This is a genomic window from Microbacterium salsuginis (genome assembly GCF_012524205.1).
GTDB classification, from domain to species: domain Bacteria; phylum Actinomycetota; class Actinomycetes; order Actinomycetales; family Microbacteriaceae; genus Microbacterium; species Microbacterium salsuginis.
The window spans coordinates 623,477-644,217 of sequence record NZ_JABACI010000001.1; the positions used below are offsets into that span (position 1 = coordinate 623,477).

24 protein-coding genes and 1 pseudogene are annotated in these 20,741 nt (G+C 69.2%); 11 read left to right on the forward strand and 14 right to left on the reverse strand.

Annotated elements, in window-relative coordinates; all coding sequences use genetic code 11:
• The first annotated feature begins 31 nt into the window (after positions 1-31).
• Genes HF576_RS03065 through HF576_RS03075 form a run of 3 tightly spaced genes read left to right on the forward strand, consistent with a single transcriptional unit; the run spans position 32 to position 2,180 of the window.
• On the forward strand, positions 32-628 hold the full coding sequence (locus HF576_RS03065) for a hypothetical protein (protein ID WP_168911292.1): 597 nt from the start codon (positions 32-34) through the stop codon (positions 626-628).
• A complete protein-coding gene (locus tag HF576_RS03070) occupies positions 625-1,548 on the forward strand; it encodes a hypothetical protein (protein ID WP_168911293.1) in 924 nt (307 codons plus the stop codon). The genes HF576_RS03065 and HF576_RS03070 overlap by 4 nt, the downstream gene beginning before the upstream one ends.
• Complete coding sequence (locus HF576_RS03075) at positions 1,545-2,180, forward strand: signal peptidase I (RefSeq protein ID WP_168911294.1); 636 nt, start codon at positions 1,545-1,547, stop codon at positions 2,178-2,180. Before HF576_RS03070 ends, HF576_RS03075 begins: the two co-directional genes overlap by 4 nt.
• Here the strand turns inward: HF576_RS03075 and HF576_RS03080 are convergent.
• Positions 2,149-4,161, reverse strand: a complete 2,013-nt coding sequence (locus tag HF576_RS03080) for an SGNH hydrolase domain-containing protein (RefSeq protein ID WP_168911295.1) — start codon at positions 4,159-4,161, stop codon at positions 2,149-2,151. The two genes, HF576_RS03075 and HF576_RS03080, sit on opposite strands and share 32 nt — an antisense overlap.
• Positions 4,162-4,238: 77 nt before the next feature.
• Entirely contained in the window at positions 4,239-4,856 is a 618-nt protein-coding gene (locus HF576_RS03085) for a M15 family metallopeptidase (RefSeq protein ID WP_168911296.1), read from the reverse strand.
• Positions 4,857-4,943: 87 nt separating this feature from the next.
• On the opposite strand from HF576_RS03085, the gene HF576_RS03090 reads away from it, so the two are divergent.
• The 3 genes and pseudogenes from HF576_RS03090 to HF576_RS20695 all read left to right on the forward strand — a co-directional run bounded on the left by HF576_RS03090 (position 4,944) and on the right by HF576_RS20695 (position 6,692).
• A complete protein-coding gene (locus HF576_RS03090; protein WP_168911297.1) occupies positions 4,944-5,603 on the forward strand; it encodes a response regulator transcription factor in 660 nt (219 codons plus the stop codon).
• Positions 5,604-5,875: 272 nt separating this feature from the next.
• Positions 5,876-5,959: pseudogene (locus tag HF576_RS20690) on the forward strand (hypothetical protein); the annotation flags it as partial.
• 229 nt (positions 5,960-6,188) lie between these two features.
• Complete coding sequence (locus HF576_RS20695; RefSeq protein ID WP_343234154.1) at positions 6,189-6,692, forward strand: sensor histidine kinase; 504 nt, start codon at positions 6,189-6,191, stop codon at positions 6,690-6,692.
• Here the strand turns inward: HF576_RS20695 and HF576_RS03100 are convergent.
• From HF576_RS03100 to HF576_RS03125, 6 genes are all read right to left on the reverse strand, one after another.
• Entirely contained in the window at positions 6,676-7,161 is a 486-nt protein-coding gene (locus HF576_RS03100) for a VanZ family protein (RefSeq protein WP_168911298.1), read from the reverse strand. The two genes, HF576_RS20695 and HF576_RS03100, sit on opposite strands and share 17 nt — an antisense overlap.
• 114 nt (positions 7,162-7,275) lie before the next feature.
• Positions 7,276-8,238, reverse strand: coding sequence for a zinc-binding dehydrogenase (locus tag HF576_RS03105; RefSeq protein ID WP_168911299.1), 963 nt, complete (start codon positions 8,236-8,238; stop codon positions 7,276-7,278).
• Between the two features lie 100 nt (positions 8,239-8,338).
• The gene (locus tag HF576_RS03110; RefSeq protein WP_168911300.1) at positions 8,339-8,833 is read right to left on the reverse strand and encodes a metallophosphoesterase family protein; all 495 of its coding nucleotides are present in this window, start codon (positions 8,831-8,833) and stop codon (positions 8,339-8,341) included.
• A 61-nt stretch (positions 8,834-8,894) separates the two neighbouring features.
• Positions 8,895-9,395 carry a GNAT family N-acetyltransferase gene (locus HF576_RS03115; protein ID WP_168911301.1) on the reverse strand — a complete coding sequence of 167 codons (501 nt, stop codon included), beginning with the start codon at positions 9,393-9,395 and terminating at the stop codon, positions 8,895-8,897.
• Positions 9,396-9,468: 73 nt separating this feature from the next.
• Complete coding sequence (locus HF576_RS03120) at positions 9,469-10,050, reverse strand: hypothetical protein (RefSeq protein ID WP_168911302.1); 582 nt, start codon at positions 10,048-10,050, stop codon at positions 9,469-9,471.
• Between the two features lie 35 nt (positions 10,051-10,085).
• Positions 10,086-11,231 carry a zinc-dependent alcohol dehydrogenase gene (locus HF576_RS03125; RefSeq protein WP_168911303.1) on the reverse strand — a complete coding sequence of 382 codons (1,146 nt, stop codon included), beginning with the start codon at positions 11,229-11,231 and terminating at the stop codon, positions 10,086-10,088.
• Positions 11,232-11,489: 258 nt separating this feature from the next.
• Between HF576_RS03125 and HF576_RS03130 the strand changes: the two genes are divergently transcribed.
• From HF576_RS03130 to HF576_RS03150, 5 genes are all read left to right on the forward strand, one after another.
• Positions 11,490-11,945, forward strand: coding sequence for a type II toxin-antitoxin system PemK/MazF family toxin (locus HF576_RS03130; RefSeq protein ID WP_168911304.1), 456 nt, complete (start codon positions 11,490-11,492; stop codon positions 11,943-11,945).
• 77 nt (positions 11,946-12,022) lie between these two features.
• Positions 12,023-12,541, forward strand: coding sequence for a peptide-methionine (R)-S-oxide reductase MsrB (gene msrB, locus HF576_RS03135; RefSeq protein WP_168911305.1), 519 nt, complete (start codon positions 12,023-12,025; stop codon positions 12,539-12,541).
• Complete coding sequence (gene msrA, locus HF576_RS03140; protein WP_168911306.1) at positions 12,538-13,098, forward strand: peptide-methionine (S)-S-oxide reductase MsrA; 561 nt, start codon at positions 12,538-12,540, stop codon at positions 13,096-13,098. The genes msrB and msrA overlap by 4 nt, the downstream gene beginning before the upstream one ends.
• Positions 13,099-13,178: 80 nt before the next feature.
• Positions 13,179-13,823: a TetR/AcrR family transcriptional regulator gene (locus tag HF576_RS03145; protein ID WP_168911307.1), complete on the forward strand. Its 645-nt coding sequence runs from the start codon at positions 13,179-13,181 to the stop codon at positions 13,821-13,823.
• A gap of 37 nt (positions 13,824-13,860) precedes the next feature.
• Positions 13,861-15,516 (forward strand): MDR family MFS transporter, encoded by a 1,656-nt coding sequence (locus HF576_RS03150; RefSeq protein ID WP_168911308.1) that lies wholly within the window; start codon positions 13,861-13,863, stop codon positions 15,514-15,516.
• Positions 15,517-15,585: 69 nt separating this feature from the next.
• Here the strand turns inward: HF576_RS03150 and gnd are convergent, their stop codons facing one another.
• From gnd to HF576_RS03180, 6 genes are all read right to left on the reverse strand, one after another.
• The gene (gene gnd, locus HF576_RS03155; protein ID WP_168911309.1) at positions 15,586-16,671 is read right to left on the reverse strand and encodes a phosphogluconate dehydrogenase (NAD(+)-dependent, decarboxylating); all 1,086 of its coding nucleotides are present in this window, start codon (positions 16,669-16,671) and stop codon (positions 15,586-15,588) included.
• A 122-nt stretch (positions 16,672-16,793) separates the two neighbouring features.
• Positions 16,794-17,327, reverse strand: a complete 534-nt coding sequence (locus HF576_RS03160) for a hypothetical protein (RefSeq protein WP_205834650.1) — start codon at positions 17,325-17,327, stop codon at positions 16,794-16,796.
• Between the two features lie 94 nt (positions 17,328-17,421).
• A complete protein-coding gene (locus HF576_RS03165) occupies positions 17,422-19,122 on the reverse strand; it encodes an ABC1 kinase family protein (RefSeq protein WP_168911310.1) in 1,701 nt (566 codons plus the stop codon).
• Between the two features lie 51 nt (positions 19,123-19,173).
• Positions 19,174-19,737 (reverse strand): PadR family transcriptional regulator, encoded by a 564-nt coding sequence (locus HF576_RS03170; RefSeq protein WP_168911311.1) that lies wholly within the window; start codon positions 19,735-19,737, stop codon positions 19,174-19,176.
• Positions 19,738-19,818: 81 nt separating this feature from the next.
• On the reverse strand, positions 19,819-20,427 hold the full coding sequence (locus HF576_RS03175) for a GyrI-like domain-containing protein (protein WP_168911312.1): 609 nt from the start codon (positions 20,425-20,427) through the stop codon (positions 19,819-19,821).
• 15 nt (positions 20,428-20,442) lie between these two features.
• Positions 20,443-20,667 carry a hypothetical protein gene (locus HF576_RS03180; protein WP_168911313.1) on the reverse strand — a complete coding sequence of 75 codons (225 nt, stop codon included), beginning with the start codon at positions 20,665-20,667 and terminating at the stop codon, positions 20,443-20,445.
• Between the last annotated feature and the right edge of the window lie 74 nt (positions 20,668-20,741).

Here is a 20,741-nt window from a genome sequence, read left to right on the forward strand (position 1 = left end):
TCCTCCGCGCGACCACCGAAGAGGAGCCCGCATGAGCCGCCGCGCCCGCCGCCACGCTGCACAGCGCGAACCACGCCGCACATCGGCGCCGGTTCGGCTGCTGCTCGGCGCGCTCGCCACCGCCGGCGCGATCATCGTGGGCGTGCTTGCCGGCGGGGGAACCTTCGCTGCCTGGAGCGTGGCGGCACCGGCCGCGGCGGCGACCACCCTGCAGACCGGATCGGCGAGCCTCACCACGACCGGCCTGCAGTTGAACGCGACCGGGCTGTATCCGGGCCTCACCACGTACGGCGCGACGACGGTCCGCAACACCGGCACCACGCCCCTCGCCTTGGCACTCGAGCCGGCCAAGGGACCGGCGACTCCCACGCCGTTCACCACGTCGCTGGTCATCTCGGCGGCACAGATCGCCTCGGCCGGCGACTGCACCGCCGGACGCGTCCCCGTCGGCGCCACGACGCGCGTGGCCGCAAGTGCAGCCGCCGACCTTCGTGTGACTCTGAGCCCCGGAGCGTCCGCCCTCCTGTGCATCGGCGTCGGGATGCCGCACGACGCACCCGCCACGGCCGCCGGCGCCGCAGCATCCGGTCTCGCCCTCACGATCTCGGGAACGCAGGTCCGGCCGTGATCCGCCCCCGTATCCCCGCAGCGGTGGCCGCCCTCGTCACCCTTGCTGTGCTCGGCGGCTCGGGCGCCGCGGTCGCCGGATGGACGGCGAGCGCCTCGGTCTCGGCGTCGGCTTCGTCGACCACGATCGCCACCGCGATCGAGCAGACCGGTGCGCTCAGCACGAGCTACCGCTACGCCGGCACCACGTCCACCGCTGCCGCCGGCCAGTTGACGATCCGGAACAATGGCGGGGCCCCGCTGTCGTACAGCCTCACGAGCAGCGTCACCGGGCACGCGACACTCGCTCAGAAGACCATGCTCCGTCTGTGGACCGGCATGTGCGGCGCGACCGCACCACTCGGTGCGGTCATCACGACTCTGGCCGACGCGGCGCCGGCGCTGCCCGCAGCCGCCCGCACGCTCGCTCCCGGCGCTTCTGTCGTCGTGTGCGTGTCGACCCAGGTCGAAGGAGCCTCCAACGCCTCGCTGCAAGGCCAGAGCGTCACGGCGACGTTCGGTGTGAAGGGCGCCGTCGGCACCAGCTGGACGACGTCGGCGACCACCGCTGCCGTGACCCAATCCGTGTATCGCCTGGCCGCAGCCGGCACCCCGATGTGCGCGCCGGTGCCATTCACGAATGACGTCAGGCTGACATGGAGCGCTCCCCTCAACCGGGCGGATGCGGCATCCCTGTCTTACCGCGTGTACGACACCGCGTCGGGGGCGACCGTCGCCACCGTGAACAGCGCCGGCTCGACCGTGTCGACGGTGCTGAGCGGCCATGCGATCAGCTCGAACGGTCGCCACGCCCTCGCCGTCGAGGCGAGGGAGACGACCGGCTCCGGCACCACCGCGCCGGCCAGCGCCACGGTCAGTGTGACGCGCTCCACCGGTCTTCTCGATCCCCTCCAGTTCTTCCCCGGATACCACTGCTCATGACCGCCTCCACTCCTCTGACATCCACCGCCGGCGTTCGGATCCCCGCCGCGCCCCGTCTTCGTGCCGAGCTGCGCCGCAGGAACGAGGGCCAGAGCCTCCTGCACTACCTCGCTGTGTCGCTCAGCGCATCGGTGCTGGTGCTGCTCCTCGCGATCGCGGTGGCCGTCATCGGGCTCCCCACGCTCGTGGGTGGCAGCGCCATGACCGTGCTCACGCAATCGATGGAGCCGGGGCTTCCGCCGGGCACGCTCGTCGTCATCCGTCCGACCCCGGTCGAGGACATCCGCGTGGGCGACGTCGTCACGTACCAGATCCGCTCCGGTGAATCGGCTGTCGTCAGTCACCGCGTCACCGCCAAGACCTACACCGACGGCGAGCTGACGTTCGTGACGAAGGGCGACAACAACGACGCGGTCGATCCCGAGCCGGTACGCGAGGTGCAGATCCGCGGGACGCTCTGGTACAGCCTGCCGCTGCTCGGCTGGGTCAACAGCATCCTCAACGGCGCGAACCGCACCGTCGTCCTCGCGATCGTCGCGGGTGGACTCTTCCTGTACGCAGCCGTGTCGGTCGCCGGGGCGGTGCGCGATCGGCGCCGGGCTACTGCGTCTGCTTCAGCAGCGGACGCATAGCCTCGCCCAGCACGTCAGCGAGGTCGGCGCTGAACTCGGCCGTCATATGGTGCGAGTCGCGGTAGACCAGCGTGTTGCCGATGATCGGCGGGCACCAGTCGTCGTCGCACAGGTACTCGTTCAGGTCGATGAGCGGGATGCCTCTGCTCGCGGTCGCCGAGATCTGGGCCTCGCGCGACGCACCCTCGAGCGCCCGATCGCGCGGCTGACCGCACGCTTCGGCCGCCGACAGGTTGGCCGACAGGCAGGGCGCGGGATCTTCGAGCATGTCGGGCGTGTCGGCGAGCACGGCCACCGGCGCGTCGATCGCATCGATCGTGCGCCCCCACGCGGCATCCCACATCGCCGGCTCATCCTCCACGTCCGGCGCGAGCTCCGCGTCCGAGAACGTGGCGAGCAGCACCAGCGCCGGCTGAGAATCGTTGATGCGGTCGATCACCGCATCACGCCATTCCGGGCACTGCGGATACGGACTGCCCTGCCGGAGGGTCTCGATGTCGGCGGCCGGACACGAACTCTTCGTGTGCACCTCGACGGCAAACCCGGCGTCCGTCGCGAAGCCCTCGACCGCGGGGAACCAGTGCGCCGCGTGCGAATCGCCGAACAGCACGATGCGCGGAGCGTCGACATCGCCGTAGACGCAGCCTTCGGCATCCGTCACTCCCGTGCCTCGGTTGCACCCGTCGTCATAGATCTCGGGAAGGCTCTCGCGCGCCTCGCGCAGCTCGGGCGCGAGGTTCTCAGGCACATAGTCGGTGCCGCGCGGCGAGTCGACGATGACCGTCTCGGAGGCCGCCCGCTCGACGTTCAGCGGCCGGGTGTCGGCGAGCGCGTAGGCTCCGGTCGCGATGCCCAGGCACGCCACCGACCCGGCAGCGGCGCCGATGAGTGTCAGCCGCGCACGGGCTCGCGTGAGCACGGGCGCCTTGCGCACCGGATCTTCGACGTACCGATACAGCAGCCACGCCGCCGGCACGCACACAGCGGCGATGAGGAGCGTCGCCCACAGCGGCAGGCGGCCCGGCATCGCCGCCTCGGGCAGCACGAGTGCCGGCCAGTGCACGAGATACAGCGAGTACGAGATCGCGCCGACGAAGACCATCGAGCGGGTCGACAGCATGCGCGTGGGCCCGCCGGCCGTCTCTCCTGCGACGATGACGGCCGCCGTCCCGAGAACGGGCAGCGCCGCGGCGGCCCCGGGGAAGAGGGTCTCACCCGAGAAGAAGACGACGGATGCGGCGACCGCCGTGATCCCCGCCCACCCGAGCAGCGGCGCGAACCGCTCGGGCACCGCACGTGCCCGATGCTGCAGGAGGACGGCGACGATGCCTCCGACGCCGAGCTCCCACGCGCGGGTCGGCAGCGAGAAGAACGCCCATGGCTGCGACTGGAAGGTCAGCCCCACGCAGAGGGCGAACGAGGTCACCACAACGGCGACCAGCACGCCCGTGAGGGCGCGCCGGGTGCGGATCAGCGCCCACGTCAGCGCGAGCAGCGCCGGCCACAGCAGGTAGAACTGCTCCTCGACGCCGAGCGACCAGTAGTGCTGGAAGAGCGACGGCGTCGACACCTCGGCGAGATAGTCGGCGTCCGCCGCCGCGAAGAAGTAGTTCGGCACGTACAGCGCCGTCGCCACAGCCCCCGCCCACACGTCGCGCATGAGCAGCGGCGGGTACCAGATGAGGGCCGCGATGACCGACAGGATCAGCACCACGAACGACGCAGGAAGGATGCGGCGGGCCCGGCGAGCGTAGAACTCCCCGAACCGCAGCTTGCCGTGCCGTTGGAGCTGGTCGAGCAGGTGCGACGTGATCAGGAAGCCCGAGATGACGAAGAAGACGTCCACGCCCACGTAGCCGCCTGGCAGGAACGGGACTCCCGCGTGGTAGAGCAGCACCGCCCCGACCGCGACCGCGCGCAGCCCCTGGATGTCGGCCCGGAAGCCCGAGTGGTCGGGCTGGGCATCTACTCGCTCTCCCACGACAGCCAGGCTAGGCGGGCAAGGTTAATTCCGGGATCCCCTTGACGAGCGGGCGCGGAGACGCCATGGGCAGCAGGTCAGGCCGTGGCATCCGGCTTCATGTCCGGGCACACTCCCCCCGGCGGGGTGGCCAGTTCGAAGTGCCAGCGCTCGTTCGCGTAGGTCTGGCAGAGTCCGTACCGTGCACCGTGCTCGATGAGCCACAGCTGGGCGTCGAGCGGCACGATGTCGACGGCGTCGCCGGTGACGTGCTGCGACTTGTCGGGGGTGGCCACGTACTGGCTCGCGATGTCGTGGTCCCCGTAACGCTCGACGGCGTCCTCGAGCAGCCACTGCTGATAGCCCGGGCTGCGCCAGCCACTGGTCACGTGAAAGGACGGGATGCCGTCGGCCACGGCGTCCGCCTCCGCCTGGCGCAGTGCTGTCAGAAGCGCGGGATCCAGTCGTGCGATCGCCGGGACGTCGCTGTCGTGCAGTGTGACGATCGTCCCCTCGGGGATGTGCCCGGCATCGGCGGTGAGCGCCGACGTGGCTCCCGCCGACGCGGCATTGACGTGCACGAGCACGGTGACCAGGGCCGCGAGAAGCGCGGCGACGCACACGCCGAGAGCAGCAACGGTGAGGCGGCGAGCCCGCGGTGACGGCTGCCGGGCCGGCAGGACGGGTGCGGGCGAGTCGACGACGGGACGCGGCATGCTTCCCATCCCACGCGTGCGCGCGTTGCCGCACCGTACGCGAAAACTCATATCTCGGCGATATGCCGTGCCGCCTAGGCTGGGCGCATGCGCGTGCTGATCGTCGAGGACGAGCTCTACCTCGCCGAGGCGATCCGCGACGGGCTGCGCCTCGAGGCGATCGCAGCCGATATCGCGGGCGACGGCGATATGGCGCTGGAGCAGCTGTCGATCAACAGCTACGACGTCGTCGTGCTCGATCGCGACATCCCGGGTCCGAACGGGGATGCGATCGCCCGCCACCTCGCGGGCGAAGCGGAAAGCCCCCGGGTGCTCATGCTCACCGCGGCCGACCGACTCGACGACAAGGCCACCGGGTTCGAGAGCGGTGCCGACGACTATCTCACCAAGCCGTTTGCGCTGCGCGAGCTGGTGCTGCGACTGCGCGCGCTGGGCAGAAGGCCGGCGGCCGGTACGCCTCCGATCGTCGAGGTCGCCGGCGTGCGCCTGGACCGCTTTCGACGCGAGGTGTTCCGTGACGGTCGCTACGTCGCCCTCACCCGCAAGCAGTTCGCGGTGCTCGACGTGCTCATGACCGCCGGTGGCGGCGTCGTGAGCGCCGAGGACCTGCTGGAGCGCGCGTGGGACGAGAACGCCGATCCGTTCACCAACGCCGTCCGCATCACGATCTCGACGCTGCGCAAGCGCCTCGGCGAACCGTGGGTGATCGAGACCGTACCGGGCGTCGGATATCGGATGAGCACGTGACCTCGCCCGGGCAGGAGCGCCAGCCGGGTCTGTCGGTACGGATCAAGCTCACTCTGAGCTACGCCGGCTTTCTGGTGGTCGCCGGCTTCGCCCTCTTCGCCGTCGGGTTCCTGCTGCTGCGCTTCGTGCCCGAGGGCGCCGTCTACGTGGTCGGCGGCGGCGCGGCACCCAACCGCACGAACCTGCTCGAGGTGTTCATCCGCTACACCTGGTGGGCGATCGGCGGACTCCTCGTGTTCGGGCTCGTCGGCGGCTGGCTGCTCGCCGGCGTGATGCTGCGCCCGCTGGACCGCATCACGGATGTCGCCCGCCGCGCCCGCGACGGGCAGCTGGCGCAGCGGGTCGATCTTCCCGGACCGCGCAACGAGCTCACCGAACTCGCCGACACGTTCGACGCGATGCTCGAGCGCGTGCAGCACACCATCGACGAGGAGCGGCGCTTCGCTGCGAACGCCTCACACGAGCTGCGAACCCCTCACTCGATCATCCGCACGATGGTCGAGGTGGCTCAGGCCGACCCCGAGGGCCGTGACATCGATGTCGTGCTGCAGCGCATCGGCACCACCAAACGATCGCGCGATCGCGATGACCGAGGCCCTGCTCATGCTCGCCCGGGTGGGCCGCGGGTCGGCGCTGGAGACCGACTCGGTGGATCTCGCGACGGTCGTGGCCGAGTGCGTGGACGACGAGCGGGCGGATGCCGCGGCCCGCGACATCCGCATCGACACGGCGCTGGCGCCCGCTGTCGTGACCGGCAATCGCGCACTGCTGGGGCAGTTGGCGGCGAACCTCGTGCACAACGCGGTGGTGCACAACCTCGAGGGAGGGTGGGTGCGCGTCTCGGTCTCGGCCTCGCCCGCCGCACTCGTGGTCGCGAACAGCGGGGCACTGCTCGACCGGGGCGTGGTGGCGACGCTGACCGAGCCCTTCGTGCGCGCCGCCGGGCGTACCCGCAGCGGCGACGGCCGCGACGGCGCAGGCCTGGGCCTGGCCATCGTCGCCTCCATCACGCGCGCCCATGGCGGATCGCTCGACCTGACCCCTCTTCCCGAGGGCGGTCTTCAAGCGCGCGTCACACTCCCGCGCTGACGCGCGCATCGACGTGTGCGCTCGATCGACGGCGTGCGCGCTGCACGGCGGCGCCGATCAGACGCGGCACTGTGACCAGCAGGACACCGATGGCGCCGCCGACGGTGTTCCACAGCACGTCTGCGGGGTCTGGCACTCTCCCGGGGATGGAGGCCTGCGCGTACTCGACCGACGCCGACAGCGCGAACCCCGCGAGGATCGCGATCGGCCATAGCCGGCGGCTCAGCAGCAGTGCGATCGTGGCGCCGAGGGGTACGAACAGCAGCGTGTTGAGCACCTGCTCTGAGTCACCTGCCGGGATCCACCGCACGACGGGCTCGGCGACCGCCACCGCCACCTGCATGAATGCGCGGCGCGCGGGCGCGGCGATCGACGGCGGGGCGAGGGTGAGGATCGTGATGACGGCGGCGACCAGTCCGGCGACGAGCAACCGGATGCCGGGACGGCGAGTCGTGGTGATGTCGGTCATGAGAGGCCCTTCTGGCCGGCGTCGGGTACAGCCGGCCTGGGTCCAGTCCACGCGAGGCGATGTTGCGTCAGCGTATGCGGACCGGCTCCACCGCCCGTCCTGGTGAGGCGAAGCTCAGTGCGATCTCACCGCGACGACGACCTTGCCCAGCGCCCTGCCCTCGCCGTGCCAGGTGAGCGCGGCCGGCACCTCGTCCAGACCGAAGACACGGTCGATCCGCACGGTGATCTCACCGCTCGCGCACTTCTCCGCAATGGTCGCGAAGTGGGCCGGACCTTGGTGAACGAACAGCACCCCGAGATGCGTGCCCGTCACCGCTCCCAGCAGGGGACCGGCCGTGAGCATGCGCACGAGGGTCCGCGCCGTTCCGCCCACCATGACGCAGCGCCCGTGCTTCGCGAGCGCACGCCGGTACGCGAAGATCGAACGCCGCGCGACCAGGTCGACGATCACGTCGTAAGGGCCGGTGCGAGTGAAGTCCTCGCGCCGATAGTCGATGACCCTCCGCGCACCGAGTTCGCGCAGATAGTCGAGCTTGCCGGCGTTGTCGACCGCCGTGACCGCCACACCCTTCGCCACCGCCAGCTGGATCGCCAGTGAGCCCGAGCCTCCGCCCGCGCCGTTGAGCAGCATCCGCGATCCTGGCTCTGCGAGGGCGACTGCGCGCTCGGCGATGGCGCCCGCCTGCGGGATCGCGGATGCCTCGGCGAACGACAGCCGAGCGGGTTTGGCGGCGAGAGCGGTCTCGGGCACGACGACGAACTCCGCGAATCCGCCGCTGCCGGTCGAGAGCGTGTCGCCGAAAACCTCGTCACCGACCGTGAAGCGCCTCGTCCCTGGCCCGAGTGCGACGACGCGGCCGGCGATGTCGGAACCCAGCACCTGATGGCGCGGTCGCCGAAGCCCGCCGATGCGCGCGTACGCGGGCGAGCCGTGGAGGTTCTCCCAGTCCGAGAGATTGATCGACGTCGCGACGACCTCGACAAGCACCTCGCCGGGCCCCGCGACGGGTGTCGGCACGTTGCGCAGCTCGAGCATCTCGGTGCCGCCGTAGCGCTCATACACAACGGCTCGCACGCGTTCACCCTACGAACACGTCAGCCCGGGCGCCAGCTTTTCGGGCAGTCTCCTCGGGTCGGCGGAGGTTCCAGGCTACGGGAGGCGTACTCGCCGGGGCTCACAGCGGGAGCATGCGCACATCCCGGAGGGCACCATCGTCGGCGAGCGCGGTCATCATCGTGTGCACGGGCTGCCGGCGGCGGTCGGTGGGCGAGCCCGGGTTGAGCAGTCGCAGGCCCCGCGGCGTCGTGGTGTCCCACGGGATGTGGCTGTGGCCGAACACGAGCACGTCGATCCCGGGGAACGCCGCATCCATCCTCATCTCCCTGCGCTGGGAGGGACCGGTCTCGTGGATCACCGCGAGCCGCAGGCCGCCGATCGTGCGCTCAGCGATCTCGGGCAGCCGCGCGCGAAGATCGGCGCCGTCGTTGTTGCCGTACACGCCGAGGACCGGCGCGTGCTCCTCGAGTTCATCGAGTACGGATGCCACGACCCAGTCGCCGGCGTGGATGATGAGATCCGCGGCATCCGCCTGGCGGAGCAGCGCCTCCGGAAGGCGCCGCGCGCGCCCGGGGATGTGCGTATCGGAGATCATCAGCAGCTGCGTCGCCATGCCCCGATTCTCGTCGCTGACAGCGCCCGACCGACAGGAGTCCGTTCACGAGGACGCGTTGCTAGAGAACGGCGCTCAGAACGATCCGGCGGGCGTCGCTTCCGGCGTGGTCGTCTGCGACCCGGTGCATGCCGATCTTCTCGGCCACTCGTTCGGAGGCGCGATTGTCCGGGTGGATGATGGCGACCAGCTCCTGCACCTCGAGGTGTTCACGTACGAAGTCGCGACACGCTGCGGCAGCCTCGGTCGCGATGCCGCGACCTTGCCACGCCGGGACGACGTGGTACCCCACCTCGAGTTTTCTCGCTCCGTTGACCTGCTGCCATGTCAGGCCGCAGTCTCCTACGAACTCCCCGGCGTGCGTCTCGATGATCCAGAGTCCGTAGCCGTGCTCGGCATAGTTGCGTTGATTCCATGCGATCCACGCCGCCGCCTGCTCGCGGGTCTTCGGCGCGGGGTAGAACCGCATGACGTCGGGGTCGCCCAAGAGGGCCGCCATCGCATCGAGGTCCGCCGGCCTCATGTGACGAAAACGAAGCCTTGCCGTATCTCGGGGAAGCACCTCAGCACGATAGCGGACGCCCGTCGGCGGGACGGCGCGCGTCGCACCCGCACCACGCGCGGAGTGGCAGGACTCACCCTCGTGCGGACCGCGGCCGCACGATCGCGCGGCCGAGCTTGAACACGAGCACGGTCGCAAGCACCCAAGGTCCGATCACAAGGATCGGGTCGAGCCACGTGTGCTTGAGATCCACCCGCCCGCGCCCGAAGCGCGAGGCGAACGGACGGCGACCACGCTCACCGAGCATCCCGGACTGCGTGATCGGGTCGTCCGGATGCCTCGAGAAGAGCGATTTCGCGTGCGCGCTCACGGCATCGATCCGGTCACCCACCACGAGCAGCAGCCAATGAGCCATCTGGCCCTCGCTGTACCGGTCGTACGCGAATCGGCGCACCCTGCCGGCGACGCCATGAAGCGGCTGGGCTGTGCCGAACACGGGCGTCAGGCGCTCGTGCTCGACCGACTTCTCGCGCTCGCCACCCCGCGACGGCTGCTGCTCGGGCATGTGCCAGTGCGCACCGGTCACCAGACCGGGCTGCTCCCGGGGGAACGCGGGACGGTCGGCGGGATCGAGGTCGGCGCCCCAGCCCGGAATCCGGGAACGCAGCTGATCGACGGTCGGGGTTCGCTCGGGCTTGTCAGCGGTGTACGGCATGATGTTCTCCTTCGCGGAATCGTCAGGGGCGTTCGTCAGGCCGCCGGCGTGATGACCGGCTTGATGATGTCGTCGAGCTTCGACGAGAACACGTGGTAGCCCTCCGCGATCTCGTCGAGCGGGAAGCGGTGGGTGATCAGCTCGCTCGGCTTCACGTATCCGGCGCGGATGTGCTCGAGCAGGCGCGGCCACTGCCGCTTCACCGGTGCCTGATTCATACGCAACGTCAAGCCCTTGTTCATGGCATCCCCGAACTTGACGGCACTGAACAGCGGACCGTACGCGCCCATCACCGACACGGTCCCGCCCTTGCGCACCGAGTCGATCGCCCAGTTCAGCGCGACCGGCGAACCGCCCTGCATCTTGAGCTTCGCCGAAGTCACATGCTGGAGCACGTGCCCGTCAGCCTCCGCGCCGACCGCATCGATCGCGGCATCCGCACCCAGTCCGTCCGTCAGCTTCTTGAGCTCGCGCACGACGTCGTCGACCTGCCCGAATGCGACAGTCTCTGCGAAAGCGAACTGCTCGGCCTTGCGCAGGCGGTAGTCGAGGTGGTCGACGACGATCACGCGTCCGGCCCCCATCAGCCAGCACGACCGCGCCGCGGCAAGCCCGACGGGGCCCGCCCCGAAGACGACCACGGTGTCGCCCTCCGTGATGTCGGCCAGTTGCGCACCGAAGTATCCGGTCGAGAATGCATCGGTGAGAAGCAGCGCATCCTCGTCGGCGATGTCGTCGGGGATGACCGCGGGTCCGACATCCGCGAACGGCACACGCACCATCTCTGCCTGCCCGCCGTCGTAGCCGCCTGTCGAATGCGAATAGCCGTAGATGCCGCCGATCGCCGTCGCATTCGGGTTCACGTTGTGGCAGTTGGAGAACAGACCGCGCGCGCAGAAGAAGCACGAGCCGCAGTAGATGTTGAACGGCACCATCACGCGATCGCCGACCTTGAGGTTCTGCACCGAGCCGCCGACCTCCTGGACGGTCCCGATGAACTCGTGACCGAACGTGTGCCCGATCCGCGTGTCGGGCATCATGCCGTGGTACAGGTGCAGGTCAGACCCGCAGATCGCCGCGAGCTCGACTCGGACGACCGCGTCATTCGGGTGCTCGATCTTCGGCTCGGGCTTGCTCTCGACGCGGAGCTTGTAAGGTCCGCGGTACGTCATCGCTTTCATCCATGCCTCCAGAGGTGTCCCCGACACCTTCGCCGCCCGGCTCGAGATCGAGGAGGGGGTTGCGCACGGCGGCGAGACCTGTCACGGTCCGCCGTTCCTCCCCAGTCCCTGCCCGGGCCCCGCTATCCCCAGATCGCAGCGCACAGCGGAATCGCCCTGTCGATGGCGTCCGAGCCGCGCGCCCGGGTGGTCTCCGGCGATGGGCGATCCCCCTTCTTCTGCGCCCGAGGACCCTACGAACACGAAGTTCTGACGGCCATGCTGAATGATCCGGGCCATCCGCGGCACGACGCTGTGCGCACGCGCATCCAGCAGACCGTCGGACCGTGGGGCTCCTATGATCCCGACGTGTTCGACCTCGGAGCCGCCCAGCGCTCCCTCGAGCAGTCGTTCGTCACCGAGCGAGCATCAGCGCGCGAGACCGGGATCCTGGCCTCTGTCGTGAACGACCTCCCTCGCCTGGCACGAACCGGCCTGCGCGCACACCTCGAAGCCTGTGCGCTCGACCTGCCGGTCGTGGTGACCGCCGACGAAGCGGGCTGGCCGAATCATGTGCGTGTGGACGGACCGAGCGGGCTCGACAGGCCCTCCTGGGTGATGACGGAGCAGCCGCGCACGCTGGCTCGCGAGAGACTCACGCGCGTCTCCGGGCGCGTCGATGAGAGCTGTCTACGCGAAGTGCGCATGTGGCTCCGCGACTTTCTCGACATCTAGCGAACTGCCGATCGCCGAACTCAGAGCGCGCTCCCAGGTTCGCGGGACCAAATGGGAACCGGCATCCGTTCTCTCCTATGACGCCGCAGCCAGCGTCGTCACCCGAGGAGGAATCCGAAGTGAAGAGCACCGACTACCGCACCACCCCTGAGGCGCTGAGTCGCCTCACCGATCTGCAGTTCAGCGTCACGCAGGAGGACGGCACCGAGCCGCCCTTCCGCAACGCGTACTGGAACAACCACGAGCCCGGCATCTACGTCGACGTCGTCTCGGGGCAGCCCCTGTTCTCGTCGAACGACAAGTACGACAGCGGCACCGGATGGCCGAGCTTCACCAAGCCGATCGATGCCGACGCCGTGAAGACCAAGACCGACTGGAAGCTGTTGATGCCCCGCACCGAGGTGCGGTCGTCGGGCGCCGACAGCCATCTCGGTCACGTCTTCCGTGACGGACCGCGGGATGCCGGAGGAATGCGCTACTGCATGAACTCGGCCGCCCTGCGCTTCATCCCCGCCACCGACCTCGTCACCGAGGGATACGGTGAATACCGCGGACTCTTCGAGCCCACCACGAACGACCAGGAGCACGCATCATGACGAGTGGACCCACCGACACCGGAGCCATCACCCAGAACCCCGACACCGAGACCGCCGTCCTCGCCGGTGGCTGTTTCTGGGGCATGGAGGACCTGATCCGCCGCCAGCCCGGCGTGCTCGACACGCGCGTGGGCTACACCGGTGGCGAGAACGACCACGCGACCTACCGCAACCACCCCGGCCATGCCGAGGCCGTGGAGATCGTGTTCGACCCGACCGAGACGTCGTACCGCGACATCCTGGCGTTCTTCTTCCAGATCCACGACCCGTCGACCCTGAACCGTCAGGGCAACGACATCGGCACCAGCTACCGCTCGGCGATCTTCCCGCTCTCACCCGAGCAGGAGCGGGTCGCGCGCGACACCATCGCCGACGTCGACGCTTCGGGGCTGTGGCCGGGCAAGGCCGTCACCACGATCGAGCCCGCCGGCCCGTTCTGGGAGGCAGAGCCCGAGCACCAGGACTACCTGATCACCTACCCCAACGGGTACACCTGCCACTTCCCGCGCGCGGGATGGGTGCTGCCCAAGCGCGAGGACGCCGCCGCGACGGCATAACACCGCAAGAGAACGGATGCCGCGACCCCGCCGGGTCGCGGCATTCGTCGTATGTGCACTTCAATGCACAAAGTGCAATAATGCACTCCGTGACCGAAAGTGCAACACCGACGCGAGAACGTCGACGCGCCGAGACCACGCGCATCCTGGTGTCCCTCGCTCGGCAGGCGACGGCTGCCGCCGGCCTGAACGGCTTCACGATCGAGGAACTCTGCGAGCAGGCCGGCATCTCGCGTCGCACCTTCTTCAACTACTTCGCATCCAAGGAGGATGCGGTCCTTGGCATCCCGCTGCACACCGACGACGCAGAGGCGAACGCCTTGTTCGTCGGGATGCGTCCCCGCACGGCGCCCGGAACCCTCTCAGCATCGCTCCTGACCGACCTGGCCGCGCTCATCGAAGGCCGCTGGGCGGCGCTGGAGTTCGATCAGGCGTCCGCCCACGAGCTCATGGCCGCCGCGGAACGTGAGCCCCGGCTCGTGACCCACATGCTGGAGCGCCACCACGAGGACGAGAAGAAGGACGTCGCCCTCGTCGCCCGCCGCGAGGGCCTCTCCGAAGACGACCCGCGCGCCGCCGCCGCCGTGCAGATCGTCGGGCATCTCGCCCGCCTCGCCGTGCCCGCCTCACTCGACCCCGACGATCCCCGCACCTTCGCGGAGGTGCTCGAGGCGTCGCTGGACGCCGCTCGCGAGGTGTTCGCAACGCAGTCGCCTTCGTCCTGAATCCATTCCCCTCCCGAACGACCCCGGAAAGCACCCGATGACCGCCACCGCCCCCACGCCCGTCGCCGCGCCCGGCGACGCCCCGATGCTCCTCACGAAGCGGCGCATCTGGATCATCTTCTCCGCCCTCATCGCCGGCATGCTGCTGTCGAGTCTCGACCAGACGATCGTCTCGACGGCCATGCCGACGCTCGTCGGCGAGCTCGGCGGAGTCGAGCACCAGGTCTGGATCACGAGCGCCTACATCCTGGCGACCACGATCGTCATGCCGATCTACGGCAAGTTCGGCGACGTGCTGGGCCGGCGCAACCTGTTCCTCATCGCGATCGCCATCTTCACACTCGCCTCCATCGGCTGCGCCTTCGCGTCGGACTTCTGGATGTTCGTCGTCTTCCGCGCCATGCAGGGCCTCGGCGGCGGCGGACTCATGATTCTCTCGCAGGCGATCATCGCCGACATCGTCCCCGCCTCCGAACGCGGAAAGTATCTCGGCCCGCTCGGCGCGATCTTCGGCCTCTCGGCCGTGGCCGGCCCGCTGCTCGGCGGGTTCTTCGTCGACCACCTCACGTGGCAGTGGGCGTTCTACATCAACATCCCCGTCGGCATCGCGGCGTTCCTCGTCGCCGTGTTCGCGCTGAAGCTGCCGAGCAAGAAGGCGACGAAGCCCATCGACTGGCTGGGCGTCGTCTTCCTCTCCGCCGCCACGACCTGCCTCATCTTCTTCACCGACTTCGGCGGAGACCGCGAGCACGGCTGGGACGCCCCGGCGACCTGGATGTGGGGCGCGGGCCTCGTTGTGGCGGTGGGGCTGTTCATCCTCACCGAGTCGCGCGCGGCGGATCCGGTGATGCCGCTGTCGCTGTTCAAGAACCCGGTGTTCGTCAACACCACGCTCATCGGCTTCGTGATCGGCATCGGCATGTTCGCCGCGATCGGGTTCGTGCCGACGTTCCTTCAGATGTCGTCGGGCACCTCGGCCGCGGCATCCGGTCTGCTCATGATCCCGATGATGATCGGCGTGATGGGCACCTCGATCGTGTCCGGTCTGCTCATCACGAAGACGGGCCGATACCGGATCTTCCCGGTGCTCGGCACCCTCATCACGGGTCTGACGATGGTGCTGATGACCTCGCTCACCGCCGACACCCCGATCTGGCTGATCTGCGTCTACCTCTTCCTGTTCGGCGCCGGGCTGGGCCTGGTCATGCAGGTCGTCGTGCTCGTCGCCCAGAACTCGGTGCCCGCGACGCAGGTGGGTACCGCGACGAGCTCGAACAACTACTTCCGCGAGGCGGGTGCGGCGCTGGGCATCGCGGTGTTCGGCGCGATCTTCACCAGTCGCCTCACCGAGAACCTGCTCGCCGCCTTCACCGGCGGCGGTGTTCCGGCCGACCAGGCCTCGCAGGCGGCTGCCACGATCGACCCGGCGGCGCTCAACGAGCTTCCCGGCCCGATGCGCGACGCGATCGTCACGGCGTACGCCGACGCGCTCGCACCCGTCTTCTGGTACCTCGTGCCGTTCATGGCGGTCGCGTTCGTCCTCTCGCTGTTCCTCAAGGAGATCCCGCTGTCAGACGTCGCCGGCCTCGTGGCCCGAGGCGAGGCGATCGGCGGCGAAGAGGCGGAGCGTCTGGAGGCCGAACAGCGTTCAGCAGCCGCAGGCCGGGACCGGGACGCGGCACCCACCCCGTAGGCGAACGGATGCCGGCGATCGGTCGATCCCGACCGCCGCATCCGTCGCGGCCTCTCAGTGAGGCGGCCGCTACTCCCCCGCCGTCTCGGACTGTCCGCGCGAGGACGACTCGGCCTTCTCACCGCCGGCCTCGAGCACGTCGCCCGCCGGGAGCTCCTGGTGCCCGCCGAACTGCAAGCGCATCGCCGACAGGATCTGGTTCGCGAACTGGTCCTCGTCGCGCGAGGCGAACCGTTCGAAGAGTGATGCCGCGAGCACCGGCGCCGGCACGCCGGTGTCGACCGCTGCCTTGACCGTCCACCGGCCCTCGCCCGAGTCCGACACGCGACCGGCGAGGCCCTCGAGCGTCGGGTTCCCGTGAAGAGCGGCCGCGGTGAGGTCGAGCAGCCACGACGAGATGACGGACCCACGCCGCCAGAGCTCGGCGACCTTCGGCGTGTCGATCGTGAACTGGTAGAACTCGGGTTCCTCCAGCGGAGCGATCTCGGCGGAGTGCTCGGCCTGCGTGATGCCGGCGTCGGCATGCTCGAGGATGTTGAAACCCTCGGCGAGGGCAGCCATCACGCCGTACTCGATGCCGTTGTGCACCATCTTCACGAAGTGCCCAGCGCCCGAGGGGCCGCAGTGGAGGTAGCCGAGCTCTTCCGGCGCCGGATCGCCGGATCGACCCGGCGTGCGCGGCACATCGCCGCCACCCGGTGCGATCGTCTTGAGAATCGGCTCGATGCGCGCGAACGCCTCGTCCGGTCCGCCGACCATGAGGCAGTAACCGCGTTCGAGTCCGAAGACGCCGCCACTCGTGCCGATGTCGACGTAGTGGATGCCGGTGTCCTTGAGCTTCGCTGCGCGCCGCACGTCGTCGCGATAGTTGGAGTTGCCGCCGTCGATGAGGATGTCGCCGGGATCGAGGACGGCCGAGACCTCGTCGACCACCGTCCCGGTGAGTCCGGCCGGGATCATGAGCCAGATCGCCCGCGGCGCCTCGAGCTTCGCGACCATGTCGGCCAGGCTCGTCGCGCCCACCGCACCCTCGCCGGCGAGGGTGTCCACGGCATCCGGATTCACGTCGAAGACGACGCATTCGTGACCGTCTCGCATCAGGCGCCGCACGATGTTCGCGCCCATCCGGCCGAGTCCCACCATTCCCAGTTGCATCTGCCCCGCTCCTCGTCTCGCTCAGCTTCCGTTGCGCGTACGTCGTCGCGCAGGCTCACGGTCGCAGTCTAGAGAGCGGGAGCAACCCGGCGGCAGACTCCCGGCGACGGCCGCGAGACGTGTCAGACCGGGAGGCGCCCACCCGAGGCGCGCACAAGAGCCTGCAGGCCCCACGCGATCAAGCCGCACACGACGCCGGTGGCAAGGCCGGTCACGAGACTGCTGATCGTGCCCGCACCGCGCAGCACGGCCTCTTCGAGACCGGGAGCGAGCACCCCTTGCAGCGCGCCACCGAGACTCGGCGGGTCGTCGCCGAAGACGGCACCCCACGAGAGGTTGTGAATGAGGGCGAGGGCGACGCCCAGCAGGCCGCCCGCGACGAAGAGCGACAGCAGCGGGCGGCGAGACCAGAGCATCGCGACGACGACCCAGACGACGAGCGGCAGCACGGCGAGAGCCGTGTTCGCGAGCGACCCGGGGTCCACCAGGCCGAGGTCGTGGGCGATGATGCGGGGCACCGCGAGAGCCGCCAGACCCATGATCACGACCAGCGGCAGGCCCAGCCCGCGCGAGGAGCGACGCACGCCGATCGTCGGCGCAGGTCCCGTGGCGCGGACTGCGGGCGCGGACGCAGAGGGATGCTGCGGAGAAGACATGCCTCCGACGCTAGGAGTCCCGCCGGCCACGCCCCAGCCCGCTGACCCGAAAGGTCGACGGGGGATTTCCCCCGTGTCCGGTCCGGAATCGAGCTCAGCCGAGCGGACCGCGGCGTGCGGCCCACCCCGCGAACAGCGCGTGCAGCAGCGGAACCACCGATCCGACCATCAGCACGGTGCCCAGGACCTGCTCATCGGCACGCAGCACCGTCCCGCCGATCAGCAGTCCCGCGAAGAGGACGGCCGAGATCACGCGGCGCCCGATGCGCTCCAGGCCGCGGATGCGCTGATCCAGCCGGGGAGTGTCGACGGTGAGCCGGCCCTCTTCGATGCGCGTCACCACGTCGTCCAGACGACGCGGCAGCCGCACCATCACACCCGCGATCGAGAGCGCTTCGCGCGCGAACGCCTTGACCGTGTTGCCGCTCTCGTCGCGCAGCAGCTGATCGGCGTACGGCTCGACGGCATCCCACATGTTGAATGCCGGGTCGAGCGAACTGCACATGCCCGACGTCAACGACACCGTCCGCACGATGAGGAGGAAGTTGTCGGGCAACTGGAACGGCATCGCCCGCACCACATCGCCGAACTCGACGGCGAAGTCGCGGAACTCCCGAGGATCCACCTTCTGCAACTCGGCGAAGCCCATGCCTCCGAAACGGGCGAACAGGGCCGTCATCGCTCGCTCGAGCTCGACGGTGTCGGCAGAGGGCAGCAGCAGTCCCACCTCGCGGATGCTCTCGACGAGCTGGCGGCCGTTGCGCGCCGCGACCGCGATGATCAGCTGCCGCAGACCCTGCCGCAGCGAGTCGGGCACCTCGCCCATCATCCCGAAGTCGATGAACGTCAGGGTCCACGGCCGGGCCGCAGCATCCGTCCTCGCAGGCCGCGGCGTGACGAAGATGTTGCCGGGATGCGGATCGGCGTGGAAGAAGCCGTCGACGAAGAGCTGGTCGAACATGACCTTGGCGAACTCGGCGGCCACCTCGGACGGGTCGATGCCGGCGGCGCGCAGCCCGGCCTGGTCGTTGATCTTGATCGCGGTCACATCCGAGAGGGTCAGCACGCGCCGCGTGGTGCGCTCCCACGCGATCTCGGGAACAGTCACGCGTGCGTCGTCCGCGAAGTTCTCGGCGAACCGTTCCGCGTTGCGCGCCTCGTGGAGGTAGTCGATCTCGAGCATGCTCGTGTGCGCGAACTCCTCGATGAGCGCCGGCAGATCGACGTGCTCGCGCACCACCGCGACACGGCTGAGCCAGCGCGCCACTTTGCGCAACGCGGCGAGGTCGACGTCGACGATCTCGTCGATCCCCGGTCGCTGCACCTTCACGACGACATCCGCGAATCCGGCCTCCGCTGCGTCGGCGGCCGAAAGGCGGGCACGGTGGGCCTGACCGAGGGATGCCGCGGCGAGCGGCGTCGGGTCGACCCACTCGTAGGCGACGTCGAGCGGGACGCCGAGCTCGGACTCGGCGAGGGTACGGATCGCGCCGAACTCGACGGGGGGCACCTCGTCCTGCAGGCCCTCGAGCTCTTTCGTGATCTCGGGAGGCAGCACATCCAGTCGTGACGACATGTACTGGCCGACCTTGATCATGAGACCGCCGAGCGATACCGCGAGGGTATGGAAGCTGCGCGCGACGCCACGCAGCCGGCGGGCCCGGCCCCGCGCCGCGAGTCCCGAGAGTCCGATGCGCGGCAGGAAGAGCTCGAACCACCAGGCCTGCGCCATGTAGAGCGCCGCGAAGCGCAGGATGCGGCGATAGCGCGCGCGCGAACTGCCGACGTCGGGCATCGAATCTCCTAGATCCCCAGGGGACCGCGCCGACGAGTCAGGCGCATCCGGTCAGTCCTGAGCGAGGATCGAGTAGAGCTTACGACGGGCCTCGTCCAGCACGTCGACGGCCTGCTGCACCTGCTCGGGGCTGCCGCTGCTCGCCACCTGGGCGGTGGCCTGCGCCAGCTTGGCACCTGCCTTCGGCAGTGCCGTGGCGCGAGCCGAATCCCGCGCGCCGGCCGCCTCCCACGGAGCGGAGGTGCCCTCGGCCGCGGCGGCTTCCGCACGCCCGGCCTCGGTCAGCGAGTACGTCTTCTTGCCGGCGGACTCCTCGGCGACGATGAGTCCCTCGTCGGCGAGCATCTGAAGAGTCGGATACACCGAGCCGGGGCTCGGCTTCCATGCACCCGCGCTGCGCGTCTCGATCTCTTGGATGATCTGGTAGCCGTGCATGGGCTTCTCGGCGAGGATCGCCAGCACCGCCGCCCGGACATCGCCGCGGGCCATGCGGGGCGAGAACTTCTGCTCGAACGTCTCGCGCAGCTGATCCATCGCCTCCCACAGGCCACCGGGCAGACCGGATCCCTGTCCCCTGTGTCGCGGACCGAACTGATCTCCTGTGAAACCGCTCATGAGAACCTCCTCGAACGAGTGCCTGCCGATACCCCGACGATACATAGCGATATATCGTTCGGCAAGGATCTCGGCGAACTGTCAGGTCCCGGCACTCGCCACCGGCTGCCGCAGGATCGTCCGCAGCTTCGCGGGATCAGTGCGCCGGATGTCGCTGAGGTAGATCTCGTGGTGCTTGCCGGTCATGCGCAGCCCGCGCGACGGAATGAACTCATCGTGCATCTCGGCGAGCACGGGCCCCTCGTCGTCGAACGACCCGAGATGGAGGGTCTGCACGCAACGACCCTCATCGAGGGTGCCGAGCCGTATCCGCTCGATCGCCGGCGCCTCCGGGGCTGCGGCGACGGCGCGGTCGAAGAGCTCGTCGGTGACCCAGTCGGGCACCATGTTCAGCGCGGTCCAGTCCCACTGCGATTTGTCGCGATCAGTCGTGAACGACGACATGTCGGCGGACCACCAGAGCGCTTCCAGCGGCATCACCACGTAGTCGCGCTCGAGTTCCCGCTTGCTGAGGAACTTGAGCTTGTACGCCACCGGGAAGATGGTCGAGATGGCATCCCCGTAGGCCTTCGTGTTCGGGTCACCGTGACCGTCGATCATGAGATAACGCAGCGGCGGGACGTCGATGACGTCGAAGACGCCCCGACGAGCGGAGTAGGCGGCGAGTTCCTTCTTGAAGTCGATCTTCACGTGTGGTCCGCCCTGTCATTCCGCAGCGAGGTCGTCGTTGAGCTCCGCCTCGCTGAGGGCGTCGCCGGGCACCGGAGGACGGAAGACCCCGTTCGCGGGGAACTCGGGCGCTTCCATGTCGTCGGGCTCATGCCCGGTGGGCTCGAGGATGTCGACATCGTGATCGAGGTCGATCTCGGCGGCCTCGGTGTCGCGAGATGTGGGCAGATGAACAGGCATGAACGGCTCGGCAGTCGACATGCGCGCATTCTCCCATCCACGTCGAGCGCATGGGTGAACGCCACGGCCGCGGCGAGCGCGTCAACTGTGTCAAG

Excerpts from the sequence above, each read along its gene's own strand:
- HF576_RS03130 (WP_168911304.1), top strand. The coding sequence starts at position 11,490 with ATGCTGAATGATCCGGGCCATCCGCGGCACGACGCTGTGCGCACGCGC.
- msrA (WP_168911306.1), top strand. The coding sequence starts at position 12,538 with ATGACGAGTGGACCCACCGACACCGGAGCCATCACCCAGAACCCCGAC.
- HF576_RS03100 (WP_168911298.1), bottom strand. The coding sequence starts at position 7,161 with ATGACCGACATCACCACGACTCGCCGTCCCGGCATCCGGTTGCTCGTC.
- HF576_RS03170 (WP_168911311.1), bottom strand. The coding sequence starts at position 19,737 with ATGAGCGGTTTCACAGGAGATCAGTTCGGTCCGCGACACAGGGGACAG.
- HF576_RS03160 (WP_205834650.1), bottom strand. The coding sequence starts at position 17,327 with ATGTCTTCTCCGCAGCATCCCTCTGCGTCCGCGCCCGCAGTCCGCGCC.
- msrB (WP_168911305.1), top strand. The coding sequence starts at position 12,023 with ATGACGCCGCAGCCAGCGTCGTCACCCGAGGAGGAATCCGAAGTGAAG.
- HF576_RS03180 (WP_168911313.1), bottom strand. The coding sequence starts at position 20,667 with ATGTCGACTGCCGAGCCGTTCATGCCTGTTCATCTGCCCACATCTCGC.
- HF576_RS20695 (WP_343234154.1), top strand. The coding sequence starts at position 6,189 with ATGACCGAGGCCCTGCTCATGCTCGCCCGGGTGGGCCGCGGGTCGGCG.
- HF576_RS03145 (WP_168911307.1), top strand. The coding sequence starts at position 13,179 with ATGCACTCCGTGACCGAAAGTGCAACACCGACGCGAGAACGTCGACGC.
- HF576_RS03125 (WP_168911303.1), bottom strand. The coding sequence starts at position 11,231 with ATGAAAGCGATGACGTACCGCGGACCTTACAAGCTCCGCGTCGAGAGC.
- HF576_RS03110 (WP_168911300.1), bottom strand. The coding sequence starts at position 8,833 with ATGGCGACGCAGCTGCTGATGATCTCCGATACGCACATCCCCGGGCGC.
- HF576_RS03090 (WP_168911297.1), top strand. The coding sequence starts at position 4,944 with ATGCGCGTGCTGATCGTCGAGGACGAGCTCTACCTCGCCGAGGCGATC.
- HF576_RS03065 (WP_168911292.1), top strand. The coding sequence starts at position 32 with ATGAGCCGCCGCGCCCGCCGCCACGCTGCACAGCGCGAACCACGCCGC.
- HF576_RS03075 (WP_168911294.1), top strand. The coding sequence starts at position 1,545 with ATGACCGCCTCCACTCCTCTGACATCCACCGCCGGCGTTCGGATCCCC.
- HF576_RS03120 (WP_168911302.1), bottom strand. The coding sequence starts at position 10,050 with ATGCCGTACACCGCTGACAAGCCCGAGCGAACCCCGACCGTCGATCAG.
- HF576_RS03165 (WP_168911310.1), bottom strand. The coding sequence starts at position 19,122 with ATGCCCGACGTCGGCAGTTCGCGCGCGCGCTATCGCCGCATCCTGCGC.
- HF576_RS03150 (WP_168911308.1), top strand. The coding sequence starts at position 13,861 with ATGACCGCCACCGCCCCCACGCCCGTCGCCGCGCCCGGCGACGCCCCG.
- gnd (WP_168911309.1), bottom strand. The coding sequence starts at position 16,671 with ATGCAACTGGGAATGGTGGGACTCGGCCGGATGGGCGCGAACATCGTG.
- HF576_RS03085 (WP_168911296.1), bottom strand. The coding sequence starts at position 4,856 with ATGCCGCGTCCCGTCGTCGACTCGCCCGCACCCGTCCTGCCGGCCCGG.